The 12,866-nt window shown below is 66.0% G+C and carries 7 protein-coding genes; 1 reads left to right on the top strand and 6 read right to left on the bottom strand.

Annotated elements, in window-relative coordinates; translation table 11 throughout:
* Positions 1 to 33: 33 nt before the first annotated feature.
* The 6 genes from HY699_07195 to HY699_07220 all read right to left on the bottom strand — a co-directional run bounded on the left by HY699_07195 (position 34) and on the right by HY699_07220 (position 12,187).
* Positions 34 to 3,513 (bottom strand): VCBS repeat-containing protein, encoded by a 3,480-nt coding sequence (locus HY699_07195; GenBank protein ID MBI4515585.1) that lies wholly within the window; start codon positions 3,511 to 3,513, stop codon positions 34 to 36.
* A 398-nt stretch (positions 3,514 to 3,911) separates the two neighbouring features.
* Positions 3,912 to 4,910: a nitrilase gene (locus HY699_07200; protein MBI4515586.1), complete on the bottom strand. Its 999-nt coding sequence runs from the start codon at positions 4,908 to 4,910 to the stop codon at positions 3,912 to 3,914.
* 8 nt (positions 4,911 to 4,918) lie between these two features.
* Positions 4,919 to 6,748 (bottom strand): CRTAC1 family protein, encoded by a 1,830-nt coding sequence (locus HY699_07205; GenBank protein MBI4515587.1) that lies wholly within the window; start codon positions 6,746 to 6,748, stop codon positions 4,919 to 4,921.
* Positions 6,749 to 6,764: 16 nt separating this feature from the next.
* A complete protein-coding gene (locus tag HY699_07210) occupies positions 6,765 to 8,903 on the bottom strand; it encodes a hypothetical protein (protein MBI4515588.1) in 2,139 nt (712 codons plus the stop codon).
* Positions 8,904 to 8,928: 25 nt separating this feature from the next.
* Positions 8,929 to 10,782, bottom strand: coding sequence for a CRTAC1 family protein (locus tag HY699_07215; protein ID MBI4515589.1), 1,854 nt, complete (start codon positions 10,780 to 10,782; stop codon positions 8,929 to 8,931).
* Positions 10,783 to 10,984: 202 nt separating this feature from the next.
* Entirely contained in the window at positions 10,985 to 12,187 is a 1,203-nt protein-coding gene (locus HY699_07220) for a hypothetical protein (protein ID MBI4515590.1), read from the bottom strand.
* A gap of 239 nt (positions 12,188 to 12,426) precedes the next feature.
* Here HY699_07220 and HY699_07225 point away from each other — a divergent pair, with 239 nt between their 5' ends.
* Positions 12,427 to 12,864, top strand: a complete 438-nt coding sequence (locus HY699_07225) for a hypothetical protein (protein ID MBI4515591.1) — start codon at positions 12,427 to 12,429, stop codon at positions 12,862 to 12,864.
* Positions 12,865 to 12,866: the final 2 nt, after the last annotated feature.

A 12,866-nucleotide genomic window follows, 5' to 3' on the forward strand; every position in this document is an offset into this window, starting at 1 on the left:
ATGTCATTGTCTACAGCTGGCGCTGAGAGCTTGCTACCCCGCCACGTGGCGGGTGTTCCAGGTGCGCTGGTACTCTCGGTGCTCGGGGGTTTCGGGCGCAGGTCTTGCCGGCGGATAGTTCTCCATCGCGTGGTACGGCAGCGGAGCGACGGTGTCGGGGAAGGCGGTGTAGAGGTCCATGTCTTTGCAATAGCCGTCGGCGTGAAGCACGACGGTGCGGCTTTGGCCGGCGGGCAGGTTCGGAAGCTGCCTGGCGTCGAACTCCAGCGCGATCTCTTCGCCGCGGCCGAAGATGACGTAGCGATCGTCCGCGGCTTCCAGTAGCGGGCGCACGTCGCCGAAGCGGGTGTAGTCGCCGGTGAGGTTCTTGAACGGCACGCCTTGATCGACCCGCTGGTAATCGTACAGCGTGGGGTTGGCGCCGTCGGGCGAGTACTCGCGCGGATAGCCGAGCTGGCGCAGCTCGGCCACCGCCGGGCGCAACGTGTGCCCTTGTAACGTAGAGCCGGCCACGTCTTCGCCGATGAAGATCTGATCCCAGTACACTTCCATGTTGCTGCGGATGCGGAAGCGGCCATGCTCGCGCACCGGCAGTGACGAAATGTCAAACGTCATCATGCGCGGCAGGCCGCCGGGATAGCCCATCTCCGGCACCGCCACCTGCCAGCCGCCCTGCCCGTCCGGCACCTCGATCGACGGCGACTGCATCTTCAAGCCCGCCTGATACGCGGCGTAGTTCACGTGCGAGTAGGTGTACTCGACCCAGCTGTACAGGTAGAGCACCAGGCGCGCGTTCGCCGGCAGCTTCGCCAGCTGCCGTCCGAAATCGAGTTCAATCCAGTGGTCGGCGGCGTAACCCACGAAGCGCCGGTCCATCGGCGGCTCGACGTAGCGGCGATCGATCTGCATCACGCGATCGCGAACGCCGTTGGCATGCTCGTCGCGCGCCGCGACCGGAAAGATCTTCTTCGCGACCGCCAACGGCCGTCCCGTCGGGAACGGCGCGGAACCGGTGAAGCGCTCGTCGGGATACACTTCCCAATTCGCCGGATGGTCGTAGGCATGGAGGTGCAGCTCGTCGAGGTAGGTGATCTCTTCGAGCGGCTCGGCAATGCGCAACGCGTAGCGCCCGTCGCGCGGCTTGATCAGCTCGGGCGGAATGCGCACGTCCTCGGTCGGATCGGGCGGCGCGTACTCGCCCGGCGTCATGAAGAAGCCGAGGCCGCCGACGCCGAGGAAGTCGGTGACAAACGCGAAGGCGCTGCCGTCCCACGCAAACAGCAGCGGACACGACGACGGCTTGCGAAGCACCTTGGTGACGCGCCAATGCTGATCGGCGGCGACTTCCAACTCGCTTTGCAGCACGGCGTCGGGCCACGCCAGGCGCACGTAGTCCGCCTTCGCGTGCTCGCCGAGGCCGAAGTGCGCGCGCTGCGGCGTGCCGCCCAGATAACCGGCCGACGCTCGCACGCTGGCCACTTGCAGCCGGCGGCCGGTCTTCGCCTCGACCTGCAAACCGACGGCGGTGGGATCGACCCATTGCGCTTGACCTTCGCTGGCCTTGGCCGGAATCACTTCGAGCCAATGCCGGCCCGCCGGCACCGGCGCGCGCCACAGCTCGGGCCGCGCCGCTGCGCGTGCCACGACCACTTCAAGTGAGCCGTCGCCGTTGAAGTCCGCCGCCACCGCACCGCGGGCATCCGGCACCGCGCGTTCGCTTCCGAGCGCGACCGGTGGCGCGAAGGCTCCCGCCCCTTTGTTCATCAGAATCCGATGCTGGCCGTTGCCGCCCGTGCCGAGCAGCACCAAGTCGAGGTCGCCGTCGAGATCGAGGTCGCCGAGCACACCGCCCGCTGCGCCACCGACGGAGCGCGCGATCGCGGCCAAGGCTTGATCTTCGACGAAGCGACCACGCTCGGTTTGCAAGAACAGGCGCGGCGGCTCCGGACCGCGCAGCAGGAGCAAGTCCTCACGGCCGTTCAGGTCGATATCGCCTGACAACGCGCCGGTGCCGCCGCCCGCATTCGCCAGCTCGGCGTAGCGCGCCGACGCGTCGGTGTACTGGCCCACGCGGTCGTTGAGAAAGACGTGGTTCGGGCTGCCGGAGTTGATGACGTACAGGTCGAGGTCGCGATCGTCGTCAAGATCGACGAACAGGACGCCGACGCTGGCGGTCTCACCGCCGTCTATCTTCGCGCCCGGTGCCACGTCGGCGAACGTGCCGTCGCCGTTGTTACGGAAGAGCGCGTTGGGCGCGCCAGGCTTCGCTGCGGCGTCCATGCCCGCGAAGTTCGCGACGTAGATGTCCAGATCGCCGTCGTGATCGGCATCAGCCCAGGCCGCGCCGACGCCGAGCACTGCGCCGCCGGCTGTGCCGGTGGCCGCGCTGACGTCGGTGAAGCGCGCGTTGCCGTCGTTGCGATAGAGCCGGTTCGGGCCGGCGCAGGTGAGATACAAATCCGGATCGCCGTCGCCGTCGTAGTCGCCGAAGAACGCGCCGACCGCGTTGCGGCCGTCGATGCCCGAGTCGGGCACAGCGGCGAAACGCCCTCCATCATTGCGGTAGAGCACGCCACGCCCGTCAGGGCCGAGGCTGGGAATGTACAGATCGAGATCGCCGTCGCCGTCGATGTCGGCAGCCGCCACGCCCGGCGCAAACGCCGCCGCGCTGCCGGCGGCAGCTTGTCCGGGCCAGCCCGCCGCGCCCGTTGCGGCAAGCTGCAGGCCGGCTTCTTCCGCCACATCGGCGTACGCAGGCGCCGCGTCAGCTTCACCACCGCCGGCGAGACCGGGGAAGGCACGGATGACCTCGGCGTAGCGCCCCATCTCGCCGTACTTCATGCCGGAGAACGCGCCGGCCTTGGCCGCCTTGAGGGCGCGAAAGCGCGCCATCAGCTCTTCCGCCTTCTGCTTCTCACCCGCCTTCACCAGCAGTGACTGCAACCGGTAGCAGGCCGACTCGTGGTGCGGAATCTTCGCCAGCGTCTTCTCCAAATGCCAGCGCGCGGCCGCGGCGTCCTTGTCCATGACCAGGATGCCGAGCTGGTAGTGGGCGTCGGCGTCCTCGGGATCGATCTTCAGCACCGCCTCGAATTGCGCCTTGGCGTCCTCGAAGCGGGTGAGGTGGCGCAGCAGCATGCCAAGCGCGTAGTGGCCGTACGGGTTTTCGGGCGCCTGCGCGATCACCTTCTTCAGCTCGACCTCGGCCTTGGCGTAGTACTCGTCGGTCTGCCCGTTGAGCAGCGCGATACCGTAGTTCAGCCGTCCGAGCGTCCAGTTCGGCGCCAGCGTGACGACCTCTTCGAAGGCCTTGATCGCTTCGACCGGCTCGTAGCGATCCATCGAGCCCACACCCTTATTGAACAGCGTGACGATACGATCGAGCTGCGCGGGCGGCACGCCGGTTACGGCCGCGGGCGCGGCGGTTTGCTGGGCGGGCTGGTCGGATTCCTGGCGGGAGCAAGCGGCGAAGAGAGGGAGAGCCAGCGCGAGCGCAGCAAGAGTTGCGAGCATAGTGCGGCGACGTCGGAAGCCCTCACCCTGGAGAGGGAATTGATCGGATGTGCCGGCTCGTCTCGGCGCGAGGACCAAGCGCGCTGCGTGCGCGCAATTTGCCCCCTCTCCCCGGACCTTGCGGGGAGAGGGTTGGGGTGAGGGGTCCATGACTTGGCCGGCTGGGTCGTAAAAACCGAGCCGGCGTTGGACGCGATGGAGACTGCGCTGGTGCGAGCGGTCGAGGCTGCTCGGGCCCCTCACCCCGACCCTCTCCCCGCAAGGTGCGGGGAGAGGGAGGTATGTGTGCGCGTGCGGGAGCTTGCTCCCGCTCTGGAATGGCACGAGGCGCCGCCGTAAGGCCCGAAAGCGGCGGCGAGCCGCCGCACTCCAAACGGTGAGTCCGGCTCTCCGGTGATTCATCGCAGCCTCTTCTTCGCCGCGTCGATGGCGTCGTTGGTCTTCTGCACGTCGAGGTCGGGCTCGGTGGTCCACTGGCCGGGGGGAAAGAACGTTTGGCGGTAGACCGGGTACGCTTCCGTGCGCAAGTGAGCTAGCATGTGATGGCCGCGGCGCACGCTGCGCTCGTGCCGTAGCGCGCCGATGTCGATCGGCGCCACGACGATCTTCTCACCCGGCCCCGGATCGGCTTGCGCGAGGATGCGGCCGTCGTAGTCGACGATCATGCTGCCGCCCGGCCACGAGAACGGCGGATAGTGCGACAGACTAGCGGCCTGATTGGCCGCAACCACGTAGGCGATGTTCTCCAGCGCGCGGCAGCGGTTGACCACCGTCCACCAGTCCATCGGTGCGGTCGCGCCCCACGGGTCCATGTACGCCGAAACACGAATCAGCACCTCGGCACCGTTGGCGGCGAGTTGCCGCAGAGCCTCCGGAAAAATCCAGTCATAGCAGATCGCCACGCCGAGATTGCCGATCGCCGTGCGCGCCACCGGGAACATCTCTTCCTTGTAGCCATCGAGGTCGTGGGGGCTGGCGTTGACCTCCCACGGAATCCAGGTGTTGACCTTGCGATACTTGGTGAGCAGCCCTTCGGGGCCGACCAGGCACGTGGTGTTGAACACCGCGTGTGGCCAGGCCGGGTCTTCTTCCAAGAACGTCCCGGTCTGGATGTAGACATCGAGCTCGCGGGCCACCTCGGCGTAGCGCTCGGTGTGCTCGTTAGGGATCGGCACGGTGAGATGCCGGCGCAGCTCGGCGGCGGTGGGATACACCGGCGCGGCGTGTCCGAACTCGGGGAACACGATCAGCTTGACCGGCAGAAATGGCGCGTAGCCTTCGACCGCGTGCCGGATCATGCCGATCATGTGATCGACGCGCTTGACGATCTCGCCGCGGCCTGTCGGGTTGGGCAGATCGAACTGGCAAGCGGCAGCGGCGTAGCGGAGTGTGCTCATTGCAGCCCTCACCCCTGCCCTCTCCCAGGGGAAGAGGGAGAAGGATGTACTACCCGCACTTTGCCGGCGGGCACGTTGGTTAGCGTGGTCTCTTTACCATCGGCCCACTTGACGTGCACCTCCTCGGCCGCTTCGCTCCGGCCGAGTCCGAAGATCATCTCGGCGGCGTGCATGCCGAGGAAGGTCACGTCGGCCCCCCACCAGCGATACTGGCGCCGGCCGTTAACGACCACCTCCACCTTTGCGCCGAAGCACTCCGATGGGCGTCCTTTCAGCGTGACGGTCAGTCCGCGGTTGGCGGTCTCTGTCTCGTTATGGAGCAGCATTGGCTGGCCGCGGTTGATGGCGACGGCGAGGTCGACCTTGCCGTCGTCGTCGTAGTCCGCCGCGGCGAGGCCACGGGCATCGTGCGACGCGGCGAGCGTTTCGCCCGCTGTTGCCGCGACGTTGTGAAACTGCTTGCCGTCGTTCCAGAAGACAAACATCGGCTCGGCGATCAGCTGCTGCGGGTTCTCCTTGTGCTCCAGCGTGCTGCCGTTGGCAACCACCACGTCGATCCAACCATCGAGGTCGAGGTCCATCAGGCCGCTGCCCCAGCCCACCGTCTCGATGGAAATCTCGCCGAGCCCGTACTGCCGGGTCTTGTCACGATACTCCAGATCGCCGCCCGAGGTGATGATGCTCTGATAAAAGGCGTTTTCCTGCGCGACCCAGTGGGTCAGGAACATGTCCGGCAGACCATCGGCCTTGCCGCCCATCTCGTTGATCTCGCCGACCGACAAACCCATTGAGGCGCGTGGATCGGCGGTGCCGGTCATCGTCGAGAGGTCGGCGAAGGCAACCAGGTCCTTGCCGCCCATGTCGCCGATCATGTTGCGAAAGAGCTTGTTCTCGGAGACGTCGTTGTTGACGTAGAGATCAAGCCAGCCGTCGCCATCGAGGTCGACGAAGGAGGCATTGAGACTGCGGCCTTCCGGGCTGGTCACACCGAGTTTTTCCGCGACGTCTTCGAACGTGCCGTCGCCGCGGTTACGGTAGAGGCGATTGGGCACGGGATCAAACGAATTGGGATTGAGCGTGAACGGCACCGCGTAGTTGCCGCCGCCGCGCGGTAGCGTGACCTCGGGGCCGATGCCGGTGTCGTCGTAGCGGACATAGTTGCAGACGTAGAGGTCGAGGTGGCCGTCGCGATCGAAATCACCCCACGCCGCGCCCGCCGACCACAGCGGATCGGCGACGCCGGCCTTCTCGGCAACCTGTTCAAAGGTGCCGTCGCCGCGGTTGTGGAAGAGCCGGTTCGGGCCGTAGTTGGTCACGTGCAGATCGAGGCGGCCGTCGGCGTCGTAGTCGGCGAAGGTAGCGCCCATTCCGAAACCGTCCGGATCACCCACGCCGGCCGCATCGGTCACGTCGGTGAAGCGATCGCCGTCGTTGCGGTAGAGATGATTGGTGGCGGTGGGATCGGGCGGGCCGTGCAATGGCCCGGGGAAGTTGACGACGTAGAGATCCCAGTCGCCGTCGCCGTCGTAATCGCCCCAGGCGATGCCCGAGCCGGTGTCTTCCGGCAACGTTCGGCCGCGCTGCCCCGATCCGTGTTGCATGACCACGCCCATCGCCTGCGCAACCTCGTGAAACTTGATCGGCGGCGCCGCGCTGGTACCGCTGCCCTTGAACTGGGCGGTGACGCCCGCGGTGGGGTCAGCCAGGTCGGTCTTGCGCCGCGCCTCCACCCAGAGCGCGAACAGCGTCAGGCCGGCGGTTCCGAGGACCGTAAACCAGACAGCAAGCCATACCTTACCTTTGCGCGAGAGCCCTTTGCCGGCCCGAAACCAACTCATCAGTGCCGCATTTCCCTCACCGCGGTTCCAGCATGGCCATCGGGGTGCCGTCAATCAGGGCGATGCGCTTCTCGGTGGAATCCTGCGGCACCGTGAACTGGTAGACCCCGCTGTCCTTCTCCATCGTGGGCACCACCAAGTCGAGGAACTGCTGGCGGTAGCGGCGGAAGTTGAGATCGGCCTTGACGGTGATGGGCCCGGCCGTGCCCGCCGGCACGCGAAACTTGTACACCTGGTTGTCGGAGTAGCGCGGGAAGATCACGCGCGCGCCCTTGCCGCCGGCCGACATCCAGAGTTCGTGCTTCAGTAGCGGCACGCCCTCGCGGTTCATCGGCAGGCCTTCGAGCACCATCGTGCCCTGATCACGCGGATTGCCGATTTCATGCAGCTTACCCGGCTCGTCGGTGATCCAGCGCGTCGCAGGGTCGATGGCGCCCCACTCGGCGAGAACATTCCCGACGCCGTCGAAGACGCGCAGATGCACCCACACCCGCATGAAGTCGAGCGGGCCGGTGATGAGATTGTGGCCGGCCTTGCGGTTCATGACGATGGCGCGCAGCACGACTTCCTCGCCGGTCTTGATCTGCTCCGGCCCCAGCAGTTCGATCGACCCGACCGGCCCTTCCGGCCAGACGTGGGCGATCTCCGGGATCACCGTCTTGCCCTCGATCCACTCGCGGGTGAGCTGCACCTGCTTTTCCCAGTTCGGCAGCTTCATCACCGCGGGCATGAACATGTTGGTACCGATCATACCGTGGTGGCGGTGGGCGCCGTCGGCGGCGGCGCGGCGCTGGTCGCCGGCTTCACCCCGCCCGGGATCGCCGGAATTGTGCACCAAGCGCATGTGGCAATCGCGGCAGGCAAGGTCCTTTTGCGCATCGGTCTCGACGTGCCAGCTGCTCTTGCGCCACTCGTCGAACTGGTTCTGGCTGGGCGCCAGGCCGAAGCGGTTGAGCGCCTCGGGAATGAACTGCTTGTGACACGCGCCGCAGAACTCCGGCGTACGCATCAGGTTGCGGTCGTAGTCGGCGAGGTGCTGGTGCGGATAGGCGCGAATCAGGAAATCCGACACCGCCTTCTTCCAGCCCTTGGTCGACTCCCAGAGGTACTTGGTCGGCGGCGTCAGCACGTAGTCGGCGTTGCCGCGCTGGTCGACCTTTGAGATGGAGTGGCACACCGCGCACGAACTGCCCTCCTGCATGCCGGGGGCGGCGAGATCGAGGTTGTGAATGTCCTTGGCGCCCGCGAACAGGGAGATCGGATCGTGACAGCCGGCGCAGTAACGGGTCTCGGCCGGCTCGCGGTCGGTGGCAAACAGCTTCTGCGCCGCCTGAAATGGCGGGTTCGCCGCCGAGAAGCGGTGCGCGCTCGGCTGCCACTCGGCCAGGATCTGCTCATGACAACCGGCGCTGCCACACGATTCGGAGTGCGCGAGAACGTCCGGGTTGATCAGCTTCAAGTTGTCGGTGCGCGCGTAAGTGGGTGCGAACGGGTTGCCGCGATACTCGTCGAACTGCTCGATGAACTTCGACAGGCCGTAACCCTGCGGCACCGGCATCTCGATCTGGTGCGCGGGCCAGAACGGCGCAACGGCGACAACCGCGACGGCGGCGAGTCCCACCCAGGCCACTTCCCAGCGCACGAATCGGCGCACCGCCGGCGCGAACTCGGGCGTGCGCGTGCTGCCGGCACGCCGGCGCGTGTAGGCCAGCACCAGGTGAACGGCCACGAGCACAAACGCGACGATGCCGGTGACCAGATGGATCAGGTCCCAGACCGGCGAGCGCTTCGGTCCAAACGCTGCTTCCCAGGTGAGCACCACGCCGCTGACCGAGCACAGGATCACCAGCGCCCCCAGCACATAGCCGAGCATCATGACCACCGTGACCGTTTGCCGGTACCAGACCAGGAAGTGCCGCACCTGGTAGTAGGCGTACGGAATCAGCACTACCAAGCCGGCAGCGGTGTGGAGCAGCACCTGGAACTGCGAGGCCGCTGAGAACGGCGCCAGATAAATCCACAGGCCGGTGATCGACTCGATCAGCAAGAACGCCGTGACGAATACGGCGAGCCGTGACGTCCAGCCTTCGGTGGCGAGATCTTGCGTGCGAAGACCGCTGCTCTTTTCCCCGTTCCCCTGCGGCCGTTCGTCCATCGTTGCCTCCGTGACGTCCTCCCGATCACTTCCGCTTGCGTACCTTCTTCGCCGGCTTAGCCTTCTGCGCCTTCGCCGGTTTCGGCGGCTGCGAGACCTTGGCTGCCGGGGCTGGCGCGCCGGCGGCCTTCTGCGCCGCCGGGCGGACCTTCTCCTCGGCCTTTGGCTCCGCCGACTCCTCGATCACGGTCAGGGTGGCAGCGCGGGCAGTGTGTACCGAGCGCTGCTTTGACGGCCAGATCACGTCGACATTCGCCTCGTTGATGCCGGGCTTAAGGCCGACGTGAATGGTCGGGTCGCTACTGCTCAGGTAGGCCGGGGTGTAGCGCACCTCGGTGTTCAGCGTGCGGTCGCCCAGCCGGATGGCGACTTTGGCACCGATGGCGTCGGTATTCGGCGCCTTGCCCTTCAACCGGATCTTCAGCCAGCGGTCGTTGCGCGGCAGGTCGTTGCGCAGCAGCTCGGCATGTTGGCCGGAGTTGGACATGAGGATGTCGATGTCGCCGTCGTTGTCGAAGTCGGCAAACGCGCCGCCGCGACCGACGCGCTTCCTGCGCATGACCTCGCCGCACTCGTCGATCATGTTCTTGAAGCGGCCGTCAGCATTGCCAAGAAAGAGCATGCGCTGCTGCGGGTAGGTGATGCTCTGCGAGAAGCCTTCGACGTAATCGACCACGTGGCCGTTGGCGACGAAGCAGTCGAGGTTGCCGTCGTGGTTGAAGTCCTCGAAGCGGGTCGCCCAGCCCACGTGGCGGTAATTGTCCTGGTCGAGACCGAGCGTGCGCGTGGTGTCTTCGAAGCTCATGCGGCCCTTGTTCTGATAGAGGTTGTTGAACTCGAAGATCATGTTGGTGACGTAGAGGTCTTGCAGGCCGTCGCCGTTCACGTCGGCAACATCGACGCCCATCGCGGCGGTCTCGACGCCGTCGGGATCGTAGGCGACGCCCGCTTCCGTACCAACCTCGGTGAACTTGCCGCCGTCGTTGCGGAACAAGAAGTTGGGCGAGGCGTCGTTGGCGACAAAGACATCCTGGTCGCCGTCGTTGTCGAAGTCGGAGGCGACCACGTTCAGGCCCTTGCCGCCCTCGGCCGCAGCGCCGGCTTCTTTGGTCACATCGGCAAAGGTGCCGTTGCCGTTGTTGCGGTAGAGCGAGTGGGCCTCCGCTTGGTAGTCGCGGGGACCGGGGAAGAAACGGAATCCGGTTTTCTGTGACAACGAGGAGGCGTGGACGCCGCTCATGGCGGGCTTGAACTTGACGTAGGTGCTCACGTACAGGTCGAGGTCGCCGTCGCCGTCGTAGTCAAAGAACGCTGCGCCGGCGTGCCAGCGATCGCCGCCGCCAACGCCGGCGCGGTCGGTCACGTCCTCGAAGGCGAGGTTGCCGCGATTGCGGTACAAGCGATTGGGGCCGTAATTCGTAATGAAGAGATCGACGAAGCCGTCGCCGTCGAAATCGGTGCAGGTGACGCCCTGACCGTACGACGGCTGGGCGAGACCGGCCGCTTTCGTGACGTCTTCGAACTTGCCGTTCTTCAGGTTGCGATACAGCGCATGCGTCGTGAACTTGTCCGCGCGCGGCTTGCCGTCGGCGTCGAAAAAGGTGCCGTTGACCAGGAAGGCATCGAGCCAGCCGTCGTTGTCGAAGTCGCACAGCGCGGCGCCACTGCCGGTGGTCATCAGCACGTTCTCCAGCTTGTCGGCGCCGAAGTTGTGCTTGAAGCGAATGCCGGCGGCTTCGGCCACGTCGGTGAACTGCGGTGGGGTGGGGGACTCGGCAAAGGCGGGCGTGGCGAACGCGACGGCAATCGCGAGGCCTATCACGGCGAGGGCGGCAGCAGTGCCCCCTGACCTGAAACTCGCCCGCTGTGTCCCCGCCATCGTCCTACCCGGATCGCTTGGCGTGGCGCTCCCTCTCCCCGCATGTTTTTGCGGGGAGAGGGCTGGGGTGAGGGGTTCATCGTTCGACCTCTTCGCATCCTTCGTGCTGCCAGAAACGCACGAGCCCCTCACCCCGACCCTCTTCCCGCGAAATGATGCGAGGAGAGGGAGCCGTTGCTGTGATCCCATCACCAGCGCTCGCCTACTGGCCGTAGTATACCAACGTGAGGAAAATCTCATGATCATCCTTACCCATCGAGCGATTGACGTCGGCGCGATAGTCCAGCATGGCGGACACCTGCGTGAGAATGGAGTAGCCAATCTCGAAGATGCCCGCCGTGTCGTCGGAGTTCGAGGTGCCAAGATCGCGGATGACCGACTCGAATTGGACCGCGAAACGGAGATCCTGGTGCATCGGGACGATCCAGTCGGCCCACGCCAGGCCGCCGAATACCTCCGCGGTCTCACCGCCGGTGATGCCGACCAGACGGCCGTCGCCTTGGAAGCCGTCCTGGCCGAAGGTCATTTGTGTTCCCATCATCAAGTACGTGCCGTACTTGTACAGCTGATCGGCGCCGAGGCGCCAGCGCGAGATGGAACGGTCGTCCATCACCTTCACCGCCCGCACGGTCGGCAGATCGCCGTAAAGGAACGAGAGGCCATATTGCAGGTCCCAGTAAGTCGGCGTGCCGAAGCGGCCGGTGAGCAGATACGTGCGATCCTCGGCGCCGCCGAACCAGTCGGGGGAGTGCACCGCCTCGCCGGACCCGATGGTGGCGGCAACCTCCCAGTCGTATTCAGCCGCGGGACCTTTGAGGCTGACGCCCCAGTCCCACTTGAGCCCCAAGTCGGTGCCCTCGAGCGGCAGCAGGAAGCGCTGGCGCGGCGCCATCACCGGGTTCATGCCGTAGGGAATCACGAACTCGCCGACCCGCAGCGTGAAGCGGTCCATCCCTTCCGGGTTGAAGCGGAACCAGAAATCCTGCGGCGCGAACTTGATCGGCTCCAGGCCGGTGCCGTCCTCCATGCGGTCGTAGACCAGCCGCGGATGCAGATCCATCGCGGTCAACGGGAACCAATCGGGCAGCGCCTGGCGATTGATCCACGACTGCGCGTTGAACGTCTGGACATAATCCGCGCCGATGTAGTTGCCCGGCGGCCGGGGCGAAAGCTCGAAGTGGTCCTTCGTCATGTCGCCCGGCGGCACGCCCCGCGTACCCTTGGGGGAGTAAAAGGCCGAGAAGACGGCTTCCTTGTAGAAGAAGGATCGGCCGGGGCTTTCGTCCTCGTCGTGCGTTTCGGCGGCGATGGGCAGCGCTGGCAAGAGCACCACCGTCAGGGCTACCACCCCCACGCGTAACCATAAACCCTTTGTGCGCGATGGCTTACCTAAGACGAGATCCACCCCTTCCTCCTCCTGCTCCCGGGTAGAGCACCGACTTGCATAACATCCGGAGCCACAGGAAGCACGGCTCAAGCCTGACCGCGGTCACTCTATGGGCTGACCGCTGCCGATTCGGCCGGGGGACAAACGGTGCCGCCGGGGCTTGGGGCCAACAACGAACGAGGCTGCGGCCTTGCTTCCCATAGCCTGCGATTGTGCCCATACTCGGTCGCGCGGGCCGGCCGGGCGGCGCCAGCACGATGGCAGCAGAGCAGAGCAAGATCGCACGAACGGCGCTGGAGCCGTGGCAGCAGCCGCGGCCGTTTCCGGGCGTGCGCGCCGTTCGCATAGCGTTGCGCACGGCCCACCTGCTGGCCTTCGGGGCGTTGTATGGCGGCCACATCTATGACGTGGCGCCGCAACGGCTGAGCGCGGCACTCTGGGCCACGGTGGCCACCGGCGCAGCCCTGATGGCCGTGGAGATGTACCGCTCGCCACTGTGGCTGATGCAGGTGCGGGGCCTGGCCGCGATGGCCAAGATCGTGATCGTCGCAGCCGTGGCAGTCAACTGGGAGCTGCGGGTGGCGCTGCTGAGCGCGGCCGTAATTATCGGCGGCATATCGTCACATATGCCCGGCCGCCTTCGCTATTACTCGATCGCCCACGGCCGGGTCGTCGGCAGCCAGGAGGCGGGGTGAAG

It is taken from the genome of Deltaproteobacteria bacterium, assembly GCA_016210005.1.
Lineage (GTDB): Bacteria > Desulfobacterota > Binatia > HRBIN30 > JACQVA1 > JACQVA1.